General features: G+C 75.1%; 17 protein-coding genes and 1 pseudogene. 11 read left to right on the top strand and 7 right to left on the bottom strand.

Features of this window, described 5'->3' with window-relative positions; translation table 11 throughout:
* Positions 1-116: 116 nt before the first annotated feature.
* Positions 117-3053 carry an FAD-binding and (Fe-S)-binding domain-containing protein gene (locus ACZ6ZI_RS07630; RefSeq protein WP_469517440.1) on the bottom strand — a complete coding sequence of 979 codons (2937 nt, stop codon included), beginning with the start codon at positions 3051-3053 and terminating at the stop codon, positions 117-119.
* 81 nt (positions 3054-3134) lie between these two features.
* Positions 3135-3620, bottom strand: coding sequence for a MarR family winged helix-turn-helix transcriptional regulator (locus ACZ6ZI_RS07625; RefSeq protein WP_363055362.1), 486 nt, complete (start codon positions 3618-3620; stop codon positions 3135-3137).
* Between the two features lie 85 nt (positions 3621-3705).
* On the opposite strand from ACZ6ZI_RS07625, the gene ACZ6ZI_RS07620 reads away from it, so the two are divergent.
* Positions 3706-5598, top strand: a complete 1893-nt coding sequence (locus tag ACZ6ZI_RS07620) for an ABC transporter ATP-binding protein (RefSeq protein WP_469517437.1) — start codon at positions 3706-3708, stop codon at positions 5596-5598.
* Between the two features lie 63 nt (positions 5599-5661).
* Positions 5662-6546: an endolytic transglycosylase MltG gene (gene mltG, locus ACZ6ZI_RS07615; RefSeq protein WP_469517435.1), complete on the top strand. Its 885-nt coding sequence runs from the start codon at positions 5662-5664 to the stop codon at positions 6544-6546.
* A 104-nt stretch (positions 6547-6650) separates the two neighbouring features.
* Here mltG and ACZ6ZI_RS07610 read toward each other — a convergent pair whose 3' ends face one another.
* The 3 genes from ACZ6ZI_RS07610 to ACZ6ZI_RS07600 form a co-directional block, all read right to left on the bottom strand.
* On the bottom strand, positions 6651-7763 hold the full coding sequence (locus ACZ6ZI_RS07610; RefSeq protein ID WP_469517698.1) for an FAD-dependent oxidoreductase: 1113 nt from the start codon (positions 7761-7763) through the stop codon (positions 6651-6653).
* A gap of 65 nt (positions 7764-7828) precedes the next feature.
* Complete coding sequence (locus ACZ6ZI_RS07605) at positions 7829-8506, bottom strand: HAD family hydrolase (RefSeq protein ID WP_469517432.1); 678 nt, start codon at positions 8504-8506, stop codon at positions 7829-7831.
* Positions 8507-8552: 46 nt separating this feature from the next.
* Positions 8553-9032, bottom strand: coding sequence for an Lrp/AsnC family transcriptional regulator (locus tag ACZ6ZI_RS07600; protein ID WP_363055366.1), 480 nt, complete (start codon positions 9030-9032; stop codon positions 8553-8555).
* 335 nt (positions 9033-9367) lie between these two features.
* On the opposite strand from ACZ6ZI_RS07600, the gene ACZ6ZI_RS07595 reads away from it, so the two are divergent.
* The 3 genes from ACZ6ZI_RS07595 (at position 9368) to ACZ6ZI_RS07585 (ending at position 13620) form a co-directional block, all read left to right on the top strand.
* Entirely contained in the window at positions 9368-11095 is a 1728-nt protein-coding gene (locus tag ACZ6ZI_RS07595) for an SDR family oxidoreductase (RefSeq protein ID WP_469517427.1), read from the top strand.
* A gap of 16 nt (positions 11096-11111) precedes the next feature.
* A complete protein-coding gene (locus ACZ6ZI_RS07590) occupies positions 11112-12497 on the top strand; it encodes a cryptochrome/photolyase family protein (RefSeq protein WP_469517425.1) in 1386 nt (461 codons plus the stop codon).
* A gap of 118 nt (positions 12498-12615) precedes the next feature.
* Positions 12616-13620: a MerR family transcriptional regulator gene (locus tag ACZ6ZI_RS07585; RefSeq protein WP_469517694.1), complete on the top strand. Its 1005-nt coding sequence runs from the start codon at positions 12616-12618 to the stop codon at positions 13618-13620.
* On the opposite strand, the gene ACZ6ZI_RS07580 is transcribed toward ACZ6ZI_RS07585, so the two are convergent.
* The gene (locus ACZ6ZI_RS07580; RefSeq protein WP_469517422.1) at positions 13508-14158 is read right to left on the bottom strand and encodes an RNA polymerase sigma factor; all 651 of its coding nucleotides are present in this window, start codon (positions 14156-14158) and stop codon (positions 13508-13510) included. The genes ACZ6ZI_RS07585 and ACZ6ZI_RS07580 overlap by 113 nt on opposite strands.
* 100 nt (positions 14159-14258) lie before the next feature.
* The gene (locus ACZ6ZI_RS07575) at positions 14259-14993 is read right to left on the bottom strand and encodes a YoaK family protein (protein WP_469517418.1); all 735 of its coding nucleotides are present in this window, start codon (positions 14991-14993) and stop codon (positions 14259-14261) included.
* Between the two features lie 82 nt (positions 14994-15075).
* Here ACZ6ZI_RS07575 and ACZ6ZI_RS07570 point away from each other — a divergent pair, with 82 nt between their 5' ends.
* From ACZ6ZI_RS07570 to ACZ6ZI_RS07545, 6 genes and pseudogenes are all read left to right on the top strand, one after another.
* Positions 15076-15669, top strand: a complete 594-nt coding sequence (locus tag ACZ6ZI_RS07570; protein ID WP_469517415.1) for a histidine phosphatase family protein — start codon at positions 15076-15078, stop codon at positions 15667-15669.
* Between the two features lie 153 nt (positions 15670-15822).
* Complete coding sequence (locus ACZ6ZI_RS07565; protein ID WP_469517413.1) at positions 15823-18003, top strand: BTAD domain-containing putative transcriptional regulator; 2181 nt, start codon at positions 15823-15825, stop codon at positions 18001-18003.
* 147 nt (positions 18004-18150) lie between these two features.
* Positions 18151-19530 (top strand): annotated as a pseudogene (locus tag ACZ6ZI_RS07560) (IS701 family transposase); the annotation flags it as partial.
* A 213-nt stretch (positions 19531-19743) separates the two neighbouring features.
* Positions 19744-20373 (top strand): NAD(P)H-dependent oxidoreductase, encoded by a 630-nt coding sequence (locus ACZ6ZI_RS07555; protein WP_363055374.1) that lies wholly within the window; start codon positions 19744-19746, stop codon positions 20371-20373.
* Between the two features lie 354 nt (positions 20374-20727).
* Positions 20728-21900, top strand: a complete 1173-nt coding sequence (locus ACZ6ZI_RS07550) for a 3-deoxy-7-phosphoheptulonate synthase (protein WP_363055375.1) — start codon at positions 20728-20730, stop codon at positions 21898-21900.
* A gap of 8 nt (positions 21901-21908) precedes the next feature.
* Positions 21909-22679 carry a 2,3-dihydro-2,3-dihydroxybenzoate dehydrogenase gene (locus tag ACZ6ZI_RS07545; RefSeq protein WP_363055403.1) on the top strand — a complete coding sequence of 257 codons (771 nt, stop codon included), beginning with the start codon at positions 21909-21911 and terminating at the stop codon, positions 22677-22679.
* Positions 22680-22686: the final 7 nt, after the last annotated feature.

Here is a 22686-nt window from a genome sequence, read left to right as displayed (position 1 = left end):
GCGGGCGTCGGGCAATCGATTTTGCGTTGGCCAGGGCCTCGCGCGACGGGGTTCGCGGTACGCCCGCTCCCCGGCCGGGCAGGTCGGGGAGGGCGTACGCGGGGGCGCGTCCGGGATCAGGGGCGCGTGGCGCGCTCCAGTTCGAGCAGCACCGACCGGTACGCGTGCCCGGTCGCCCCCTCCATCCCGACCTCGCACATCCGGTTCGCGGACAGGTGGGCGTCGTAGGTCCGGGCCGTCACCTCCGCCGCCTCGCGGGCCGTCGCCGAGGCCGTCAGCTCCGGGTGCAGCATCCCCCGGTCCCCGGCGAAGGCGCAGCAGCCGGCGTCGTCCGGGACCACCACCTCCTCGGCGCAGGCCGCGGCGACCGCGCGCAGCTGCGCCTCGTCGCCCAGGTGGCGCATGGAGCAGGTGGGGTGCAGGACGGCCGACCCGACCGTGCGCAGGACCTCCAGGCGCGGCAGCAGCTCCTCCGCCGCCCACACCACGGAGTCCACGATCCGCAGCTCGCGGTGGAGGGCGAGGTTCTCCTCGGTCAGGTACGGGACCACCTCGTGGGCGAGGCCCAGCGTGCAGGAGGAGGCGTCGACCACGAGCGGCAGCCGGCCCCCGGCCGTCCAACCCCAGGCGGCGTCCACGATCCGGTTGGCCATCAGACGGGCGCCCTCCTCGTAGCCCTTGGAGTGCCAGATCGTCGCGCAGCAGGTCCCGCCCACGTCGTCCGGGATCCACACCGGTCTGCCGGCCCGCTCCGACACGGCGACCACCGCCTCGGGCAGGGAGGGGCCCGGATCGCCCTCGGGGCCGCCGAAGACGCGGTTCACGCAGGCCGGGTAGTAGACGGCGGACGCGCCCGCGCGCCGGGTCGGCGGCAGCGTGCCGGCGGCGGCGCCGGGCACCTGCGGCAGCCACCGGGGGACCAGGTCGGGGCGTACGATCCTGCGCGCGGCGTCGGTCACGGCGGTCAGGGGCCGGTCCCCGACCCGGGCGGTGATCGTGGCGGCGGCGCCGACGGCGAGGCGCGCGGCGGCCTCCACGGCCCCGAAGCGCCGGGCGGCCAGGGCGGCGACCCGCTCCTCGCGGGCGGAGTGCCGCCGGTGGCGGAAGTCCTTCATCAGCGCGCCGGTGTCGATCCCGACCGGGCAGGCGAGCCGGCAGGTGGAATCGCCCGCGCAGGTGTCGACGGCGTCGTAGCCGTAGGCGTCCAGCAGCCCGTCGAGGACGGGCGAGCCCGAGGTCTGGCGCATCATCTCGCGGCGCAGCGCGATCCGTTGGCGGGGAGTGGTGGTCAGGTCCTCGCTGGGGCAGGTCGGTTCGCAGAACCCGCACTCGATGCAGGGATCGACCACGGCCTCCACCCGCGGGATCGTCTTCAGGCCCCGCAGGTGGGCGCGGGGGTCGCGGTCGAGCAGGACGCGCGGGGCGAGGACGCACTCCGGGTCGACGAGCCGCTTGGTGCGCCACATCAGCTCGGTGGCGAGCGGCCCCCACTCCAGTTCCAGGAAGGGGGCCATGTTGCGGCCGGTGGAGTGCTCGGCCTTCAGCGAACCGTCGAACCGCTCGACCGTCGTCCGGCAGAAGTCCTCCATGAAGGCCCCGTAGCGGGCCACGTCGGCCGGGTCGGCCGCGTCGAAGGCCAGCAGGAAGTGCAGGTTGCCGTGGGCGGCGTGGCCGGCGACGGCCGCGTCGAACCCGTGCCGTTCCTGGAGCGCGAGGAGGGCCTCGCAGGCCTCGGCGAGCCGGGACGGGGGGACGGCGAAGTCCTCGGTGATCAGGGTGGTGCCCGGGGGGCGGGCTCCGCCGACGGCGGTCACGAACGCCTTGCGGGCCTTCCAGTAGCCGGAGACGACGGCGGGGTCGTGGGTGAAGGCGTTGGTGATCGAGGCGACCGGCGCCACCGGGTCGAGCCGGCCCAGCACCCGCGCCGCCCGCCGCTCGTGGGCCTCGCGCCCCGTCCGGTCCGCGGCCCGGAACTCGACCAGCAGCGCCGTGGTGTCCCGGGGCAGCTCCGCCCAGTCGGCGGGCACCCCCGGGACGCCGACGCAGGCGCGCAGGGTGTTCCCGTCCATCAGCTCGACGGCGAGCGCGCCCGCCTCGTTGAACAGCGGCACGGCGGCGGCCGCCGCCGGCAGGGAGGGGAAGAACAGCAGCGCGGTCGTGGTCTCGCGGTCCAAGGGCAGGGTGTCGAAGACGACCTCGGAGATGAAGCCGAGGGTGCCCTCGGAGCCGACCATGAGGCCCCGCAGGATCTCCACCGGCGTCGTGCCGTCGAGGTAGGCGTCCAGTCGGTAGCCGGTGGTGTTCTTGATCTCGTACTTGGCGCGGATCCGGGCCGTCAGCGCGGCATCGGCCTCGATCTCCCGTTTGATCTCCAGCAGTCCGCGGCACAGCGCGGGTTCCGCGCGGGCCAGCTCCTCGTCGGCCAGCGGGTCGGCGGTGTCGACGACGGTGCCGGTCGGCAGGACGAGGGTCAGCGAGGACAGGGTGCGGTACGAGTTCCGGGTGGTGCCCGCCGTCATGCCCGAGGCGTTGTTCGCGACGACGCCGCCGAGGGTGCAGGCGAGGGCGCTGGCCGGGTCGGGCCCCAGGACCCGGCCGTGCCGGGCGAGCGCGACGTTGGCCCGCGCCACGGTGGTGCCGGGGCGGATCCGGGCGCGCCGGCCCTCGTCGAGGACCTCGACGCCGACCCAGTGGCGGCGTACGTCGACCAGGATGTCCTCGCCCTGGGCCTGCCCGTTGAGGGAGGTCCCGGCGGCCCGGAAGACGACCTCGCGCTGCCTGCCGTGGGCGTACGACAGCACCGCGGAGACGTCGTCGATGTCCTCGGCGACCACCACGACCTGGGGCACGAAGCGGTACGGGGAGGCGTCGGTGGCGTAGCGGACCAGGTCGGAGACCTTCCACAGCACCTTCTCCGGCCCCAGCAGCTCGGCCAGCTCGGTGCGCAGGGTCTCGGGGGTGCCGGCCGCCAGCCGGTCGGGGACGCGGTCGGGAGCGGGGCCGCGGGGGGTGCGCGGGCGCAGCGCGCCCGGCTTCGGTTCCAGGAGCGGCATGGGCGGCATCCCCTCGTACGGCGCGCACGGCGCGATCGGGCGCCGGCGCGGTCCGTCGGCGCGGGGGCGGGGACGGCCGGCTCAGCAGTGACGTTCCGCCGGGGCGTCCGTCAGCGCGTTCAGCAGGCCGCCGAGCACCTCGCGCTGTTCGGCGGTCAATGGAGCCAGGATCTCCTCTGCCGCGTCGGTCCGCGCGTTGCGCAGACGGCGTAGCGTGGCGCGGCCGGTCTCGGTGAGCTCGATCCGGATGACGCGGCGGTTCGCCGGGTCGGGCACGCGGCGCACGCAGTCGGCCGCCTCCAGGCCGTCGACCAGCGTGGTCACGGCGCGCGGCACGACCTCCAGGCGGGCGGCCAGATCGGCCATCCGGGGCGGCCGGTCGCCGCCGTGGTGCGAGACGAGGCGCAACAGCCTGCCCTGGGCCGGGGTGATCCCGAGGGGTTCCATGTACCGCTTCTGGATGCGGTGGAGCCTGCGCGTGAGGCGCAGCAGCTGCTCCGCGAGGACCCCGTCGGTGGTGTCGCGGGTGTCGCTCTCGCGGGTGTCGGTCTGGGAACCGGTGCTCATACTGGGAACAGTACCAGGACCGGATTCATTGTGAGCATAGGTAACAATGAGCTAAGCTCATCGGAGTCTCGTCAGAAGGAGGCCCATGCGCCCCGAAGAACCGACTTGGACACCATCGAACGAAGCCCTCGACCCCTCCCGCCCGGCTCCGTCGGACCGCCCGCGCGAACTGCGCCGCATCGTCGCCCTGTTCCGCCCCTACCGCGGCCGGCTCGCGCTCGTCGGCGCCCTCGTGGCCGCCTCCTCGCTGGTCGGCGTGGCGTCGCCGTTCCTGCTCAAGGAGATCCTGGACGTCGCGATACCCCAGGGGCGCACGGGCCTGCTCAGCCTGCTCGCGCTCGGCATGATCCTGACCGCCGTCGTCACCAGCGTCTTCGGCGTGCTCCAGACCCTGATCTCCACCACGGTCGGTCAGCGCGTCATGCACGACCTGCGGACCGCCGTGTACGCGCAGCTCCAGCGCATGCCGCTGGCCTTCTTCACCCGCACCCGCACCGGTGAGGTGCAGTCCCGCATCGCCAACGACATCGGGGGCATGCAGGCCACGGTCACCTCGACCGCGACCTCCCTCGTCTCGAACCTGACCGCCGTCATCGCCTCCGTCGTCGCGATGCTCGCGCTCGACTGGCGCCTGACCGTGGTCTCGCTGCTCCTGCTGCCGCTGTTCGTGTGGATCAGCCGCCGGGTCGGCCGCGAGCGCAAGCGGATCACCATGCAGCGCCAGCGCCAGATGGCGGCGATGGCCGCCACCGTCACCGAGTCCCTCTCGGTGAGCGGAATCCTGCTCGGCCGCACCATGGGCCGCTCCGCGTCCCTGACCGACGCCTTCGCCGAGGAGTCCGAGAAGCTCGTCGGGCTGGAGGTGCGCTCCAGCATGGCCGGCCGGTGGCGGATGTCCACCATCGGCATCGTCATGGCCGCCATGCCCGCGCTGATCTACTGGGCCGCCGGTCTGGCCCTCCAGACGGGCGCGCCCTCGCTCTCCGTCGGCACCCTCGTCGCCTTCGTCACCCTCCAGCAGGGTCTCTTCCGCCCCACCGTCAGCCTGCTGTCGACCGGCGTGCAGATCCAGACCTCGCTCGCCCTGTTCGCCCGCATCTTCGAGTACCTCGACCTGCCCGTGGACATCACCGAGCGCGCCGAGCCGATGCGCCTGGACCGGGCCAAGGGGGAGGTCCGCCTGGAGGACGTGCACTTCGCCTACGAGGCCAAGGGCGGCCCCACCCTCAGCGGCATCGACATCACCGTCCCCGCCGGCGGCTCCCTGGCCGTGGTCGGCCCGACCGGATCCGGCAAGAGCACCCTCAGCTACCTCGTGCCGCGCCTCTACGACGTGACCGGCGGCCGGGTCGCCCTCGACGGGGTGGACGTACGCGACCTCGACTTCGACTCCCTCGCCCGCTCCATCGGCGTGGTCTCCCAGGAGACCTACCTCTTCCACGCCTCGGTCGGCGACAACCTGCGCTTCGCCAAGCCCGACGCCACCGACGAGGAGATCGTCGAGGCCGCCCGCGCGGCCCAGATCCACGACCACATCGCCTCGCTGCCGGACGGCTACGACACCCTCGTCGGCGAGCGCGGCTACCGCTTCTCCGGCGGCGAGAAGCAGCGCCTCGCGATCGCCCGCACCATCCTGCGCGACCCGCCGGTGCTCATCCTCGACGAGGCCACCAGCGCCCTCGACACCCGCACCGAGCACGCCGTGCAGCGCGCCATCGACAACCTCTCGCAGGGACGGACCACCATCACGATCGCGCACCGCCTCTCCACGATCCGCGACGCCGATCAGATCGTGGTCCTCGACGCCGGCCGGATCGCCGAGCGCGGTACCCACGAGGAGCTGATCGGTGCCGGCGGCCGGTACGCCGCCCTCGTGCGCCGGGACCGGGACGCCGCGCGGACCTCCGCCGGGTCGGAGGGCCGGCCGTCCGGGCGGGACGAGGCGCAGGGGCCCGTACCCACTCCGGTGAACGTGTGATCGTATGACGGACCGGAGGGTGTTCTGACTCGAATGTGGCGATACGGGGGTTAGCTTGCCCGTATGCCTCATGAGCACCTGCCGCCACAGAGCCGCTCCCGGCTGACCCGCCGAGGCCGCCTGGCGCTCTTCCTCGGTACGCTGCTCGGGCTCGGGGTCATCACCCTGGTCCCGCTCCTGCACCACGAGGAGGCGCCGGAGAAGCCGCGCCGGATGGTGATCCCCGAGGGCTGGCGCGCCCCACAGGTGTACGCCGCCGTCGACCGCGAGCTGAAGCTCCCCGCCGGATCCACCAAGGCCGCCGCGGCCACGGCCGCACTGGCCCTGCCCGCCGAGGCGAAGGGCAACCCGGAGGGCTACCTCTTCCCGGCGACGTACCCGGTGACCTCGAAGTCCACCCCGGCCTCGCTGCTCGCCGACATGGTGCGGACCGCCAACCGGAACCTCGCCACCCGGGCCGTCGCGGACGGCGGCAAGGCGCACGGCATGACCCCGTACCAGACGGCCACCCTCGCCAGCGTCATCGAGGCGGAGGTCGATTCCCCGGCCGACATGGGCAAGGTCGCGCGGGTGGTGCACAACCGGCTGGCCAGGTCGATGCCGCTCCAGATGGACTCCACGCTCAACTACGCCCTGGGGCGCAGCACCGTGGACACCACGATCGCCGACACCCGCATCGACCACCCCTTCAACACCTACGCGCGCCAGGGCCTGCCCCCCACCCCCATCGACAGCCCCGGGCTGCGGGCGATGGCGGCGGCGGTCGCCCCGACCCCCGGCGACTGGTTGTTCTTCGTCACCGTCAAGCCCGGCGACACCCGGTTCTCCGCCACGTACGACGAGCACAGGAAGCACGTCGCGGAGTTCAACCGGCTCCGGGCCGCGGCCGGTACGCCGCCACGCGCCCCGGCGGGCCCGCCCGCCGCCGGGGCCGCCCCCGGGCGGTGATCCGGGGGCGGCCCCGGCCCGGCCCCGCCTTCGGCGGCCGTGGCCGCCGATCCGTTCCGGGTCCCGCTCCCACCGGCGGTCGAGGCGCCGCCGGCTCGGACGGCTCAGACCGTCGCCGGCGCCTGCGCACCCCCCGGGGCCGGGGCCCCGGCCGGTGCCGCCAGGAGGCGGCGGATCTCGCGGACGGCGGCGCCGCCCGCGCGGTTGGCGCCGATGGTGGAGGCCGAGGGGCCGTAGCCGACCAGGTGGACCCGCTCGTCGCGGACCGCCCGCGTGCCCTCGACGCGGATGCCGCCCCCGCTCTCGCGCAGCCGCAGCGGCGCCAGGTGGTCGACGGCGGCCCGGAACCCGGTGGCCCACAGGATGACGTCGACGTCCAGGATCCGTCCGTCCGCCCAGGCCACCCCGGTCGGGGTGACGCGGTCGAACATCGGGAGCCGGTCCAGCACGCCCGATTCCCGCCCGGCGCGCACGGCCTCGGTCAGGGCGAGTCCGGTCACGCTGACCACGCTGCGGGGCGGCAGGCCCCGCCGCACCCGCTCCTCCACCAGGGCGACCGCCGCGCGTCCGTCGGCCTCGCCGAACGGCCCCTCGCGGAACACCGGCGGCCTGCGGGTCACCCAGGTCGTCCGCGCGGCACCCTCGGAGATCTCCAGCAGGTGCTGCACGGCCGAGGTGCCACCGCCCACGACCAAGACCCGGGCGCCCGCGAACTCCTCGGGACCCGGATAGTTCGCCGTGTGCAGCTGTCGACCCCGGAACAGCTCCTGCCCCGGGTAGCGGGGCCAGAACGGCCTGTCCCAGGTACCGGTGGCGTTGATCAGGGCCCGCGCCGACCAGAGGCCGCCCGAGGACTCCACCAGCAGCCTGCTCCCCGCGTCGCGCACCGCGCTCACGTCCACGGGGCGGCGTACGCGAAGGTCGAAGCGCTCCTCGTAGGCCGCGAAGTACGCGCCGATGACCTCGGAGGAGGGCCGCAGCGGGTCGGCTCCGACGAGTTCCATGCCCGGCAGCGCGTGCATGCCGTGCACCTTGCCGTAGGTCAGCGAGGGCCAGCGGAACTGCCAGGCCCCGCCGGGGCGCGGCGCGTGGTCCAGGACCACGTGCTCGATCCCCGCCCGTGCCAGGTGGTAGGCCCCGGACAGGCCCGCCTGCCCGGCACCGATGACCACCACGTCGACATCCGTCGCTTCCGCGTCCGTCGCACCCCGCGCCATATCGTTCACGGTTCTACCAACTGGCGGCAGTGCCCGGATCTTCCCGGTCGGGCGGACCGGGCGGATCAGCCGACGGCCCGCGCGCTCAGCCAGTCGTACGCCGCGTCCGCGCTGAACTCCGCCTGACCGCCCGCGAACAGCAGCCCGGCGCCGGTGAAGGCCGGGTCCCCCGCGGTCTCCGCCACGTAGGGCACCGCCACGCAGGCCATCCCCGCGGCCCGGGCGGCCAGGGCGCCGGGCGCCGCGTCCTCGACGACCACGCAGTCCGCGGGGGCCGCGCCCAGCCGGCGGGCCGCCTCCAGGAACACGTCCGGGGCCGGCTTGCCGTGCTCGACCTCCTCGGCGGAGACCACCGTGGTCAGCAGCGCGTCCAGGCCGGTGCCCGCCAGGACGGCGTCGATCGCCTCACGGGAGGACCCGGACGCCACCGCCATGGGGATCCCCTCGGCGTGCAGCCGCTCCACGAAGGCGCGCATCCGGGGGAAGGCCGGCGTGGCGGTGCGGGCCAGTTCCAGGTAGGCGGCGTTCTGCTCCGCCAGCAGCTGTTCCACCGGGGCCGACAGGCCGTAGCGCTCCTTGAGGATCTCCAGCGTCTCGAGGGTGCCGATGCCGATGAACCGGGAGTGCTGCTCCCAGGTGAAATCGGGGACTCCGTGCCGCTCCAGGGTGAGGCGGCCCGACGCGTAGTAGTTGGGCTCGCTGTCCACGAGGGTGCCGTCGAGATCGAATATGACGGAAATCATCCGTTGTGCCCGTCCTGCCGGTCGTATGCCTGTCCCGACCATCCTGTCAGGGTTTGCGGGCGGCCCGTCCCACGGATTCGACCAGCGGCAGCAGCCGGTGCGCCACCCGTTCGCGCAGGGCGACCTCGGTTCGGGTGCGGACCACGCCGGGCAGCCGGATCAGGCGCTGGATCACGTCCTCCAGGTGGGCGTTGTCGCGGGCCGCCACCCGGGTGAGGAGGTCCCCGCCACCGGTGATCGAGAACGCCTCGATGATCTCGGGTACGGAGGCCAGCGCGTCGCCCACCTCGTCCAGCCGGCCCTGGGTGACCTCGATGTGCACGAAGGCCAGCACCGGGTGGCCCAGCGCGGCGGGGGAGAGGACGGGGCCGGTGCCGGTGATCACCCCGGTGCGTTCCAGCCTGTCCAGTCGGGCCTGGAGGGTGCCGCGTGCCACGCCGAGGATCCGGGCGTACTCGCGGACGCTGGTGCGCGGCTGCTCGATCAGCAGGCGCAGGATTCGGGTGTCGAGCTCGTCCACCGCCATGCCTGGACTGTACCAATGGCCCCCTCGCGGGGCCGTCCAGGAGCCGGCCGGCCGGTGGTCGGTGGCCCGGGGCCGGGGCCGGGGCCGGTGGCGGAGCCGGGGGCGGAGCCGGGGGCGGGGGTCCGGCGGCCCGAGGGGCCGGGGCGGCCCGCGCCGGTTACGGTCGTCGTGCGCCGTCGGCCACCCTCCGGCGCCGCCCCTCGGGGGCGGACGCGGCCTTCCGCGCGTACGGCGCATCCGACCACGACCCGCGAACGGAAATGTCCCGGGGAGGGAACGGCATCGGCGGGGCCGGCGGCGGACGGGCCGGCGGCCCACGAGGAGCGGAGACGTCCATGACCGGCCTGCACTGCCTGGTCACCGGGGCCACCGGCTACATCGGCGGCCGTCTGGTGCCCGAACTCCTCGACGTCGGACACCGCGTGAGGTGCCTGGCCCGCACCCCGGAGAAGCTGCGCGACCACCCCTGGGCGGGGCGCGCCGAGGTGGTCCGGGGCGACGTCACCGACGCGGCTTCCGTCGCGGCGGCCCTGGAGGGCATCGACGTCGCCTACTACCTCGTGCACTCCCTCGGCACCGGACCCCGCTTCGAGGAGCGCGACCGGGCCGCCGCCCGGATCTTCGCCGAGCAGGCCCGCGCCGCCGGGGTGCGCCGCATTGTCTACCTCGGCGGCCTCACCCCCTCGGACGTGCCCGCCCGGGACCTCTCCCCGCACCTGCGCTCGCGCGCCGAGGTCGCCGGCATCCTCCTCGGCTCCGGGGTGCCCACCACCGCCCTGCGCGCCGCCGTCATCATCGGCTCGGGCTCCGCCTCCTTCGAGATGCTGCGCTACCTCACCGAACGGCTGCCCGTCATGGTCACCCCCAGCTGGGTCGGGACCCGGATCCAGCCCATCGCCGTCCGTGACGTGCTGCGCTACCTCGTCGGCAGCGCCACCATGCCGCCGGAGGTCAGCCGGGCCTTCGACATCGGCGGCCCGGACGTGGTCACGTACGAGGAGATGATGCGCCGCTACGCCGTCGTCGCGGGGCTGCCCAAGCGGCTCATCCTGCGCGTCCCCATGCTCACCCCGCGCCTGTCCAGCCATTGGATCGGCCTGGTCACCCCCGTCCCGAGGGGGCTCGCCCGCCCCCTCGCCGAATCGCTGCGCCACGAGGTGGTCTGCGACGAGCACGACATCGCCCGGTGGGTCCCCGATCCGTCCGGCACCCCGATCGGCTTCGACCTGGCCCTCGACCTCGCCCTCCAACGGGTGCGGGAGGCGCGCGTCACCACCCGCTGGTCCTCCGCCTCGCTGCCCGGCGCGCCCAGCGACCCGCTGCCCACCGACCCCGACTGGGCGGGCGGCAGCCTCTACAAGGACGAGCGGGAACGGGACGTCGAGGCCTCGCGGGCCGCCCTGTGGCAGGTCGTCGAGGGCATCGGCGGGGAGAACGGCTGGTACTCCTTCCCGCTCGCCTGGGCCGTACGGGGCTGGCTGGACCGCCTCTTCGGCGGCGTCGGCATCCGCCGCGGACGCCGTGACGCCGCCCGGCTGCGGGTCGGCGACTCGCTCGACTTCTGGCGGGTGGAGGAGATCGAGCCGGGCCGCCTGCTGCGGCTGCGCGCCGAGATGCGGCTGCCCGGCCTGGCCTGGCTGGAGCTGTACGCGGCGGACGAGACCGGCGACGAGGGCGACGGCGACGGCGGCGGGCGCGACGGCGTTGCCGGGAGTGACGGACATGCCGGGAGTGACGGACGCGTGGCCGGCGACCGCGCCGCCGGGGGCGAGGAGGGGGCGGGGCCCGTCGGCGGCCCGGGCGTGCGCTCGCGCTACCGGCAGCGGGCCCTGTTCCACCCCCACGGCCTCCTCGGGCACCTGTACTGGTGGAGCGTGTCGCCCTTCCACGCCGTCGTCTTCGGCGGAATGGCCCGCAACATCGCGGGCGCCGCCGAGCGCGCGGAACGGGCCGCGCGGGAGGCCGCCGAAGGCGACGCGTCCGACCGTGACGCGTCCGCCGCCGGCGCATCCGCCGGCGGCCCCGCCCGGGAAGTACCGGGCGACAGCCGCCCCCGCCCCTGACCCGGAGCCGAGCCCCATGAACACCGCCGTGGTCCTGTACACCTCGGACCTGCGCCTGCACGACCACCCGCCGCTGCGCGCCGCACAGTCCGCCTGCGACCGCGTCGTCCCCCTCTTCGTCCGCGACCGGGCCGTCGACGCCGCCGGGTTCGCCGCGCCCAACCGGCTCGCCTTCCTCGCCGACTGCCTCGCCGACCTCGACGCGGGCCTGCGCGAACGCGGCGGCCGCCTCGTCATCCGCTCCGGGGACGTGGTCGACGAGGTCACGGCCCTCGTGGAGGAGGCCGACGCCGACGAGGTCCACATGGCCGCCGGCGTCAGCGCCTACGCCCACGCCCGGGAGGAACGCCTGCGCACCGCCCTGGAGGCGCGCGGCCGGCGACTGTACGTCCACGACACGGTCGTCACGGCCGTGGCACCCGGGGCGGTGCTCCCCAGCGGCTCCGGGGCCGACCACTTCGCCGTGTTCACGCCCTACCTGCGCCGCTGGACGGAACTACCACCGCGGGCCGTGGCCGCCGCCCCGCGCCTCGTACGCGTCCCCGAGGACATCCGCTCCGAGGAGGTGCCCCGGCGCTCGGACGTGAGCGGAACCTCCCCGGGCCTCGCGCGGGGAGGCGAGACGCTCGCCCGCCGGCTGCTGACCAACTGGCTGCGCTCCGGGGTCCGTTCCTACGAGGAGGTCCACGACGACCTCGCCGCCGACGCCACCTCCCGCTTCTCCCCGCACCTGCACTTCGGCACCCTCTCGCCCACCGAGGTCGTCCACCGCTGCGCCGGCGCACCGGGCCCCGGGGCCGACGCCTTCGTCCGCCAACTGTGCTGGCGCGACTTCCACCACCAGGTGCTCGCCGCCCGCCCCGGCGCGGCCCGCCTGGACTACCGGCCGCGCCGGGACGCCTGGCGCACCGGACCGGCCGCCGAGGAGGAGATCCGGGCCTGGAAGGAGGGCCGCACCGGCTACCCGGTGGTCGACGCCGCCATGCGTCAACTGCGCCACGAGGGCTGGATGCACAACCGGGCCCGCCTGCTGGCCGCGAGCTTCCTGACCAAGACCCTCTACGTGGACTGGCGCGTCGGGGCCCGCCACTTCCTGGACCTCCTCGTGGACGGCGACGTGGCCAACAACCAGCTCAACTGGCAGTGGGTGGCCGGCACCGGCACCGACACCCGCCCCAACCGGGTCCTCAACCCCGTCCGCCAGGGCCTGCGCTACGACCCCGAGGGCCGCTACGTGCACCGCTGGGTACCGGAGTTGGCGGGACTCGCGGCCCCGGGCGTGCACGAGCCGTGGCGGCTGCCCGAGGCCGAGCGGGCGGCCTACGACTACCCGCCGCCGTTGGTCGACCTCGCCGACGGCCTCGACCGGTTCCGCCGGGGGCGCTCCGGCGACGTATCGTGACCGGGTGGACCCCGCACCGCCGCCCTCCACCCGACCGCCCCTCGCCGGACCGCCCTCCGTCGAACCGGCCCTCGCCGGCGCCGCCGAGGCCGCCGCGCACGGGCCCGGCGGGGCCGCGCTGAGCACCGGAGCCGTCGCCCGCCGCCTGGGGGTGTCCCCGACGACGCTGCGTTCCTGGGAACGCCGCTACGCCATCGGCCCCGCCCTGCGCGAGGACGGCCGCCACCGGCGGTGGACCCCGGCCGACATCGCCCGGCTGGAGGAGATGTGCCGCCTCACCGCGCGCGGCGTCCCCCCGTCCGAGGCGGCCCGGGCCGCGCTCGGCGCCGCCCCCGCCGCCCTCCCCTCGACCCCCGGCGCGAGGGTGACCCCGGGCGGGCCCGGCACCCTCCCGCTCGGGGAGGTCCGGCCGGAGGCGCGGGGGCTCGCACGGGCCGCCGTACGCCTGGACGCGCAGGTCGTGGCCGACCTCCTCGAAGCCGCCCTGACCGAGTTCGGGCTGGTCACCACGTGGGAGGAGGTCATCACCCCGACCCTGCACGCGGTGGGCCGCAAGTGGGCCTCGGCGGGGGAGCGTTACGTCGAGGTGGAACACCTGCTGTCCTGGCACGTCTCGGCCGCCCTGCACCGGATCAGGCCCGCCCCGCGACGGCCCGACGTGGCGCCGGTGCTCCTCGCGTGCGTGCCCGGGGAGCTGCACAGCCTGCCCATCGAGGCGTTGGCCGCGGCCCTCGGCGAACGGGGCCTGCCGGTACGGATGTTCGGCGCCGCGCTGCCCGCCGAGGCGCTGCGCGACGCGGTGCGGCGTACGGGGCCGAGGGCCGCCGTGCTCTGGTCGCAGTCGCGGACCACCGCCGACGGGGCCCTCGCCCGGTCGGTGGCCGGCATCGAATGGGGGCTGCGCGGGGCGCGCGGCCACTCGGCGCTGCTGCTGGCGGGGCCGGGCTGGGACCCGCGGACGCGGGCGCCGCGCACGGAGCGGCTGTTCGGGCTGCGCTCGGGGCTGGAGGTCATCTCGGCACTGGTGTCGCCGCCGGTGGACCCGACAGCGCCCCCGCCGGCTCCGGGACCGGCCCCAGGGACAGGCGCAGGACCCCCAGAGCCCGCCGCATGTGGCTCTTGACGGTGCCCAGCGGGATCCCGGTCCGGTCGGCGATCTGGCTCTGGGTCAGGTCGGCGTAGAAGGCGAGGCACAGGACGCGCCGCTGCGCCGAAGGCAATCGGGCCAGTTCCCCGAGGACCAGGACCCGGTCCAGCGCCCGTTCCGGGTCGCGGGACCGGTCGGTGACGGCGGCGGGGCCGTCCCGGAGCGCGGGCACCCCGTGCGTGGCCGCCGCGGCCGCCGCCGCGCGGGCCCGGCGGGTCCGCGCCTCCAGGGCGTCGGCGATCTTGTGCCGGGTGATGCCGGTGAGCCAGGCCCCGAGCCCGCCCGGCGAGGGGCGGTAGCCGCCCCGGCCGCGCCAGGCCGCCAGGAACACCTGCTGGGTCACGTCCTCGGCCTCGCCCTCGTCGCCGAGCGCGCGCCGGGCCAGGGAGAGCACCAGGGGCCGCCAGCGCCGGTAGGCGGCCGCCACGCAGTCCTCGTCCCCCGCCGCGAAGCCGGTGGCGAGGACGGTGTCGGCGAGGGCGGTGCCCCGGTCCTCGGAGGGGTCGTCGTCCATGACACGAGCCTCGCGAGGAGGGGCGCCCCCACCAACTCGCATCGATTTCGCAGCGAATCCCGAAGCGGTGCGGCCGGCCCCGTGCGCGGGGGAGCGGGGATCAGCGCGCGCTGCGCAGGGCGGGCCCGCGCCGGTGGGTCAGCGCCACGCCCAGGACCAGGACGGCGGCGGGCAGCAGCAGCCAGTTCACCGTCCAGCCCGCGCGGATCAGGAGGCCACCGGTGAGCCCGCCCGTGAACATCGCCGCGATCGCCCAGGCCCGTCGCCCCCACGCGCCCGTGCCGTAGCCGAAGGCGCTGTCGCGGCCGAGGGCCGAGCCGCCCAGGAAGGCGGTCATCGAGCGGGTGACCAGGGTGGTCGGGACCCCGGGCAGGTTCACCCGCATGCTCGTGACGTTGCGGAACCCCATGGCCATCGCGAGGAGGGCCGCCGCGGCCAGGTGCCGGGCGGCCGGCGCCCCGTAGCGGGGTTCGAGGCCCCAGGCGACGGCCGCCGCGCCCAGGAGCAGCGTCCCCTCGACGGCCAGCCCCCTCACGAACCAATGCGCGCCCCGGGACTCCGCCGCAGCCTCCAGGCGCGCGGCGCACACGGCGCCCACGGCGAACGAGAGCAGCGACAGGGCCGGCGCCAGGGCGGGGAGGTCGCCCACGTGGGCGGCGCCGAAGGCCAGGAAGAGCACGTTCCCGGTCTGCATCGCGGTGAAGACCGGCCCCAGCGCGAGCAGACTGACGGCCTCGACGACCCCCGTCACCCAGGTCAGCACCAGCAGCGGCCACGTCAGCCGCACCGGGGACGGGCGCGGGGCGCAGGGCTCCGGGGATTGCGCACCGTTCATGACGCCCGAGCGTGACACGCCGACCCGCCCCGCCCCCGCCGACATGCCGGGCCCGACCCCGTCACGACCTAGGGTCCCCACCATGAGTGATCTGCTGCTGGTACGACACGGTGAGACGGACTGGAGCGCCACGGGACGCCACACCGGGCTGACGGACGTCCCGCTGACCGCGCGAGGGGTCGACGAGGCCCTCTCCCTGGCCCCGTACTTCCGCGACCGCCACCCCGCCCTGGTGCTCACCAGCCCCCTCAGCCGGGCCGTGGCCACGGCGCAACTCGCCGGGCTGAGCGGCGGCGTCCCCGACCCCGACCTCCACGAATGGGACTACGGCGGCTACGAGGGCGTCACCACCGCCGAGATCCGACGCACCCACCCCGACTGGTCCCTGTGGAGCGACGGGGTGCCCCCGGGCGACGCCGACCACCCGGGCGAGAGCGCCGAGCAGGTCGGCGCCCGGGCGGACCGGGTCCTGGCCCGGGTCGCCCCGGTCCTGGCCGCCGACCGGGGCGAGGCCGTGCTCGTCGCCCACGGCCACTTCCTGCGCGTGCTGACGGCCCGCTACCTCGGCCTGCCCCCCGCGGGCGGAGGGCTGTTCCTGCTGCGCACCGGCACGGTGGGCGTGCTGTCCACGGAGCACGGACTTCCGGTGGTGGCCGGCTGGAACACGCGCCCCTGAAACCGTCGATCCGCCCCTGCGACCGGGCCCGTCGGGGCTCTTCGGGGAACGCGAGCCGGACCATAGCGAGGAGTGACCGGCCGTATACCGCCGCTCGCGTATGTTTTCGAAGCGGCGGGCCGGTAGGGCGCACCGTGCAGAGAGGAGCCGTCCATGGAGTCCATCGCGCTGGTCTCGCGGGAACCCGCCGCACCCGGGGAGCCGGCGCTGCGCATCGGTGTGCTGGGCCCCCTCGAAGTGAGCCTGGACGGAGCGTCCCGAACCCCCACGGCCCCGCAGGTCAGGCGGGTCCTCGCGGTCCTCCTGCTGCGCGCCGGCCGACCGGTCCCGCTCACCGCGCTGATCGAGGAACTCTGGGAGGCGGACCCGCCGCGGCTGGCCCGCAAGACCGTCCAGACGTACGTCTACCAACTGCGCCGGGCCCTCGACCGACCCCTCGGCCGGCAGGATCCGGAACGCCTGGAGACCCGCAGCAACGGCTACCTCCTGCGACTGCGCCCGGAGGAGGTCGACCTCTGGGACTTCGAACGCCGGGTGGGAACGGCCCGAACCGCCCTTGACGCGGGTCGCGCGGAAGAGGCGGCCGCCACCTTGCGCGGCGCCCTCGCCCTGTGGCGCGGAGACGCCTTCGCCGACGTCCCCGCGGGGCCCGAACTGGCCGCCCGGATCACCCGGATCGAGGCGACGAGGATCAGCGCCCTGGAGATGCGGATCCAGGCCGACCTCCAGCTCGGCCGGCACGGCGCGCTCCTCGACGAACTGCGTCAGCTCACCGCCGAACACCCGCTCAACGAGCGGCTCGCCGCCGACCTGGTGCTCGCCGCGCACCGCTCCGGACAGCGCGCCACGGCCCTCGACGCCTTCACCCGGCTGCGCCGCAACCTCGTGCGGGAGCTCGGCATCGAGCCCTCCGACTGGGTGCGCAAGCTCCAGCAGGAGGTGCTCAGCGCCGCGCCCTCGCTCGGCGTGGCAACCCCCGCCCACCTCGTGCGCGCGGGCGACCCCGGCGGCCGTCCGGGGCAGCCCCTCCCGACGCAGCCGGGCGCGCTCCCGGGGGCGCTCGCGGCCGGGGGCGCGGCGCTGGCGGCCCCCCTCGCCATGGCGCCGGCGCAGGCCGGCCCCGACCCGCTCGCGCCGCCGCTCGCGGTCCCCCTCGCGCAGGCGTCGCCGGGGGCGCCCGCGCCCCTCACCGTGTCCGCGCGGCCGGCCCCGACCCTGCCCCGACTGTCCCAGCTCCCCTCCGACACGCCCGACTTCACCGGCCGCCGCCAGGAGCTCGACCGGCTGCTGGCGCTCGCCGCCCCCGGGGACGACGCGCAGCGGCGCACCGCCCCGCGCATCGTGACCGTCCTCGGCGGCATCGGCGCGGGCAAGAGCGTCCTCGCGGTACGGGCCGCGCACCTGCTCAGCGGCCGGTTCCCCGACGGGCAGCTCTACGCGCGCCTGCACAGCGACCGGGAGACCCCGCTCAACCCGACGCTGATCCTGCGCTCGTTCCTGCGCGACCTGCACCTGGACTCCGTACCGACCGCGGACGGTGACCCCGGCGGCTGGGCCGAGGACGAACTCGCCCGCCGGTTCCGCGACCACACGGCGGGCCGGGCCCTGCTGCTGCTCCTGGAGGACGCCGCGTCCGCCCGGCAGATCCTGCCGCTGCTGCCCGGCGGCGACCGCAGCACGGTCATCGCCACCTCACGGGTGCGGCTGCCCGGACTGCCCGGCGCCGCGCACCTGACGGTGGGACCGATGAGCACCGACGACGGGGCCGCCCTGTTCTCCTCGGTGATCGGCCCCGAGCGGGCCTCGGGCCACCCCGCCGCCGTGCGGAGCATCGTGCGCCTCATGGGTCACGTCCCGCTCGGCATCCGGGCGATGGGCGAGACCCTCGACGCCCGCCCCATGTGGTCGGCGACCGATTTCGCCGAACGACTGGCGAACGAGAGCCAAAGGCGGGTAGAACTGCGCGCAGGCACCTGGGACGTCCTCGCCCGGGTGGAACAGTCCTGCGCCAGGCTCCCCGGCCGCGCGCGCGAGGCACTGACCGTGCTCAGCCGCTCGGTCGTCGGCACGTTCGGCGTCCGCGACGCGGCGCAACTGCTGGGCGTCCCCTCCGACGCCGCCGAGCAGGTGCTGGGCATCCTGCTCGACCACCACGCGGTGGAACTGGGGCCGTTGACCTACACCGCGTCCCCGGAAGCGGCCGTACCGACCTTCCGGATCCCGGAACTGATCCGGCTCGCGCTCATGGGCGGCGCGGAGCAGTCGGGTCGGGAGCAGGCGCCCCTGCCGGTGCCGGGACGGGAGGCGGCGTACGCCGGGCGCCCCCTCACGTAGTCCGGATTTTCCGTTCCTTTGCCTCCGCTTGGTCGCCTGGCATGAGGCTGCGTCCTTGCGACCGTCGTGCCCCGACACGGCAGTCGCCCAGCAGACACAGGCAGGCGGGCTGGCCGGGGCGGACCCCCGGCCGGAGGGGAGACTTCCATGAGGAGCACGATCCTGCGGCACGACGACACGACCGGTTCGACCGGCGTCAACGGGGCAACCGGCAGCGTCGCCGGGGCCGGCACGAGGACGCCCGACCGCACCACCGGCGGGGCCGTCACCGGCGGCGAGATCCGGCCGGCGGAGCACGACGGCGACGACCACGGAGCCGTCGAGTGCGCCGGACCGCGCACCACCCGACGCGCCGACGGTCAGGACGCGGTGGTGTTCGAGCTGTGCTCGGGCCTCTTCGCGTCCATGCCGCGCACCGACCAGCGCGTGAAGGCCATCCACTACGTCCGGGGACTGCTCGGCGCCGAGGGCCGCAAGTCCATCCGCAACATCGCGACCCTGCTCGGCGGCGACGCCGCCGAACAGAGCCTGCACCACTTCATCTCCAGCTCCACCTGGGACTGGACGCCGGTCCGCCGGGCCCTGGCCCAGCACATCGAACGCATGGCGCCGCCCCAGGCCTACGTCGTACGGCCGATGATCATCCCGAAGGCGGGGGAGACCTCCGTGGGCGTCGAACGCCGCTTCGTGCCGGAACTGGGTCAGGTCATCAACGCGCAGCAGGCGGTGGGCGTCTGGGCCGCCGCCGAGGACTGGAGCTCGCCCCTGCACTGGCGGCTGCACCTGACGTCCCGCTGGCTGGAGGACCACAACCGGCGCAGCCAGGCCTCCATTCCCGAGACCACCGTGCAGGAAAGCCTCGCCCAGTGCTCGGTCGAGGCCTACCTCGGGATGATCCGCGGGTCGGGCCTGCCCATCCGCCCCCTGGTGATGGACGCCCGCAACGCCGACGTCCTCACCACCGTCCACCGGCTCCGGGCCGCCGGCACGCCCTGGCTGCTGCGCGTCGACCCCTCCGTGCGCCTGACCGTACTGGAGCCGACGTTCCCCAGACGCGGCGCCAGCATGACGGCCCAGCAGATCATGTCCACCGCCTGGCACATGCGCCGCCCCGATCCCCGCCGGCAGGGCGCCGGCACGACCGGCCAGGCCGGGCCGCCGGGCCAGGCGCCGCACCTGCGGGCCGTCCGCCGGCCCGGCTCCCTGGTCTCCGTCTCCGCCACCCTCACCGCCGACACCCGCACCCCCGTGGGCCGCCCCGGCGGCCGCCCCGAGGAACTCCTGCTGCTCGGCGTCACCGACACCGGACAGTGGCCGGCCGAGCTGTGGCTCACCGACCTGACGGCACTGCGCCCGGCCGAGCTGACCCAGTTGATCCGCCTCACCCACCGCGTCGACCGCGACCTGACCGAGGTAGCCGACCAGGTCGGCATCCGCGACTTCTCCGGACGCTCCTTCAACGGCTGGCACCGGCACGCCACCCTGGCCTCCGCCGCGCACGCCATCGCCCTGCTCAGCGGCCGACCGCAGGCCCGTCGCGGAGTCGACGGCGACATCGTGGACCTGACCGATTCGGGCCGGCAGGAGGGGCTCGACCACGGGTACCTGACGGACCTCGGTGACCGACCTGACCTAGCGAGCTGAGCAGTTGACGGAAAGTCCGGCGGGCCGTTGGCCGCGTCCGCCTCCTCGCACAGGATCGGTGCATTCCAGCCGAACGAAACCGAGGGAACCCCGGATATGACCAAGGTCGCCGTCATCTACTACTCCTCGCAGGGGAACGTCCACCAGCTCGCCGTGGCCGCCGCGGCCGCGGCCGAGAAGGCGGGCGCGGAGGTGCGGCTGCGCCGCACCGCCGAACTCACCACCGAGACGGTCGTCCCGGGCAACGACACCTGGAACGCGAACTGGGCCCAGCACCTGGACGCCGTCGCCGACATCCCCGAGGCCACGCTCGACGACCTCGAATGGGCCGACGCCGTGCTGTGGGGCACCCCGGGCCGCTACGGCCTGCCCGCCGCCTCCCTCAAGCAGTTCATCGACCAGACCCTCCCGCTGCACTCCAAGCGCGGGCTGCTGAACAAGGTGATGTCCTCGTTCACCTCCACCGCCACCCTCCACGGCGGCCAGGAGAGCACCCTGCTCGCGCTGAACAACGCCTTCTACCACTGGGGCGCGATCATCGTCCCGCCCGGCGTCGCCGACCCGATCCAGCTCGCGCCGACCAACGGGAACCCGTACGGCGTCAGCAGCGTCTCGCGCAACGAGGCGGGCAACGTCACCGAGGACAACCTGGCCGCCATCGAGTACCAGGCGCGTCGCACCGTCGAGATCACCACCGCGCTCCGCGCGGGCCTCGCGGCCTCCTGACCCGGCGGGGCCGGGACGCCGACGTCCACGCCGGCGCCGTCCCCGCCGGCTCGGCCCCGCCCCGCACCACGGGGCGCCGGGAACCTCCCTCCCGGCGCCCGTCGCCCCACCCCGCCGCCGTTCCCCCACGGCAGGCGCCGGCGCTGCCGCACGGCCCCCACCCGGCCGCCCCGGCACGCGCCCCCTTCGCACCACGAGACACCCGGCCCCTTCGCACCGCCGGGTCCCGGAGCCCCCTCGCGCTCCGCACGGCTCCGTACCGCTCCGCTCCTCGCGCTCCCCCTCTCCTTCACTCCGCCGCCGCGCGCACCGTCCGCGCGAGCGCCGCCCCGCCCATCTACTCGGAGGAACTCCGTGGACAACGCCGACATCGGCATCCGGCTGAAACCCGCGCTACAGCAGCCGGACTGGGACGACCCCGCACAACTGCGCCGGGTGCGCGAGGAACTCCTGGTCCGGCCCCCCCTCGTCGACGGCGAGGACGTCCGCACCCTGCGCGGCCTCCTCGCACGCGTCGCCGCGGGCCAGGCCCACGTGGTCCAGGTCGGCGACTGCGCGGAGGACCCCGCCGAATGCACCCCGGACCACGTCTCCCGCAAGGCCGCCGTCCTCGACCTGCTCGCCGGCTCCCTGCGCCTGATCACCGGCAAGCCCGTCCTGCGCGTCGGCCGGATCGCCGGCCAGTACGCCAAGCCCCGCTCCAAGCCCACCGAGGACGTCGACGGCGTCGAACTGCCCGTCTTCCGCGGCCACATGGTCAACGGGCCCGAGGCCGACCCCGACAGCCGCCGCCCCGACCCGCTGCGCCTGCTCACCGGCTACATGGCCGCCGACGACGTCATCCGCAACCTCGGCTGGCGCGCCGGCGCCGCGGGCGCCGGAATCGACGCCAGGGTGTGGACCAGCCACGAGGCCCTGCTCCTCGACTACGAGGTCTCCATGCTGCGCCCCGACGACGCGGGCGGCACCATGCTGGCCTCCACCCACTGGCCCTGGATCGGCGAGCGCACCCGTCAGGTCGACGGCGCGCACGTCGAACTGCTCTCCCGCGTCAGCAACCCGGTCGCCTGCAAGGTCGGCCCCAACATGACCCCGGCCGAGCTGCTCGCCCTGTGCGAACGCCTCGACCCCCACCGCGAGCCCGGCCGCCTCACCCTCATCTCCCGCATGGGCGCCGACGCGCTGCCCGACGCCCTGCCGCCCCTGGTCACCGCCGTCCGCGAGGCCGGCCACCCGGTGATCTGGCTGACCGACCCGATGCACGGCAACACCGTCAGCACCCCCGACGGCTACAAGACCCGCTACGTCGCCACCGTCGAACGCGAGGCGGTCGCCTTCCACTTCGCGGTCACCGAGGCCGGCGGCGTCGCCGGCGGCTTCCACCTGGAGACCACGCCGGACGCCGTCACCGAATGCGTCTCCGACCCCAGCGCCATCGACCGCGTCGGCGAGTTCTACACCAGTCACTGCGACCCGCGCCTCAACCCCGGACAGGCCATCTCGGTCGTGTCCAGCTGGAGCTACTGATGGACGGCATGGACGGCACCATCGCCCTGGTCACCGGCGCCGCCGGCGGCATCGGCAGCGCCGTGGCCCAGGCACTCGGCCGGCGCGGGGTCCTCGTCGCCGCCGTCGACCGCGACCCCGAGCAGCTCGCCCGGGCCGTCGAGGAACTGAACGCCCAGGGCGTCAAGGCCACCGCCTACCCCACCGACGTCACCGACAGCGCCGACGTCGAGCGCACCGTCGAGACCGTCGAACGCGAACTCGGCCCCATCGGCCACCTCGTCAACGCCGCCGGCGTCCTGCGCCTCGGCCAGGCCCGCGAGTTCACCGACGAGGACTGGAACGCCACCTTCGCCGTCAACGCGACCGGTGTCTTCCACGTCTCGCGCGCCGTCGTCAACCGCATGGCCGAACGCGGCGGGGGCTCCCTCGTCACCGTGGCCTCCAACGCGGCCGGCACCCCGCGCAGCGACATGTCCGCCTACGCCGCCTCCAAGGCCGCGGCCACCATGTTCACCAAGAGCCTCGGCCTGGAGGTCGCCCGCCACGGCATCCGCTGCAACGTGGTCGCCCCCGGCTCCACCGACACCCCGATGCTCCGCTCGATGTGGCACGACGAGTCCGGACCCACGGCCTCCATCCAGGGCAACGGCGAGACGTTCCGCGTGGGCATCCCGCTCGGCCGCCTCGCCCAGCCCTGGCACATCGCCGACGCCGTCGTCTTCCTGCTGTCCGACGAGGCCTCGCACATCACCCTGCACACGCTCACCGTCGACGGCGGCGCCACCCTCGGCGCCTGACCGCCCC

This window comes from Streptomyces sp. NPDC103540 (assembly GCF_055584445.1).
Note: the sequence above shows the minus strand (reverse complement) of the source record. Positions and strands in the feature narration are given on the sequence as shown.

Excerpts from the sequence above, each read along its gene's own strand:
- ACZ6ZI_RS07630 (WP_469517440.1), bottom strand. The coding sequence starts at position 3,053 with ATGCCGCTCCTGGAACCGAAGCCGGGCGCGCTGCGCCCGCGCACCCCC.
- ACZ6ZI_RS07625 (WP_363055362.1), bottom strand. The coding sequence starts at position 3,620 with ATGAGCACCGGTTCCCAGACCGACACCCGCGAGAGCGACACCCGCGAC.
- ACZ6ZI_RS07620 (WP_469517437.1), top strand. The coding sequence starts at position 3,706 with ATGCGCCCCGAAGAACCGACTTGGACACCATCGAACGAAGCCCTCGAC.
- mltG (WP_469517435.1), top strand. The coding sequence starts at position 5,662 with ATGCCTCATGAGCACCTGCCGCCACAGAGCCGCTCCCGGCTGACCCGC.
- ACZ6ZI_RS07610 (WP_469517698.1), bottom strand. The coding sequence starts at position 7,763 with ATGGCGCGGGGTGCGACGGACGCGGAAGCGACGGATGTCGACGTGGTG.
- ACZ6ZI_RS07605 (WP_469517432.1), bottom strand. The coding sequence starts at position 8,506 with ATGATTTCCGTCATATTCGATCTCGACGGCACCCTCGTGGACAGCGAG.
- ACZ6ZI_RS07600 (WP_363055366.1), bottom strand. The coding sequence starts at position 9,032 with ATGGCGGTGGACGAGCTCGACACCCGAATCCTGCGCCTGCTGATCGAG.
- ACZ6ZI_RS07595 (WP_469517427.1), top strand. The coding sequence starts at position 9,368 with ATGACCGGCCTGCACTGCCTGGTCACCGGGGCCACCGGCTACATCGGC.
- ACZ6ZI_RS07590 (WP_469517425.1), top strand. The coding sequence starts at position 11,112 with ATGAACACCGCCGTGGTCCTGTACACCTCGGACCTGCGCCTGCACGAC.
- ACZ6ZI_RS07580 (WP_469517422.1), bottom strand. The coding sequence starts at position 14,158 with ATGGACGACGACCCCTCCGAGGACCGGGGCACCGCCCTCGCCGACACC.
- ACZ6ZI_RS07575 (WP_469517418.1), bottom strand. The coding sequence starts at position 14,993 with ATGAACGGTGCGCAATCCCCGGAGCCCTGCGCCCCGCGCCCGTCCCCG.
- ACZ6ZI_RS07570 (WP_469517415.1), top strand. The coding sequence starts at position 15,076 with ATGAGTGATCTGCTGCTGGTACGACACGGTGAGACGGACTGGAGCGCC.
- ACZ6ZI_RS07565 (WP_469517413.1), top strand. The coding sequence starts at position 15,823 with ATGGAGTCCATCGCGCTGGTCTCGCGGGAACCCGCCGCACCCGGGGAG.
- ACZ6ZI_RS07555 (WP_363055374.1), top strand. The coding sequence starts at position 19,744 with ATGACCAAGGTCGCCGTCATCTACTACTCCTCGCAGGGGAACGTCCAC.
- ACZ6ZI_RS07545 (WP_363055403.1), top strand. The coding sequence starts at position 21,909 with ATGGACGGCACCATCGCCCTGGTCACCGGCGCCGCCGGCGGCATCGGC.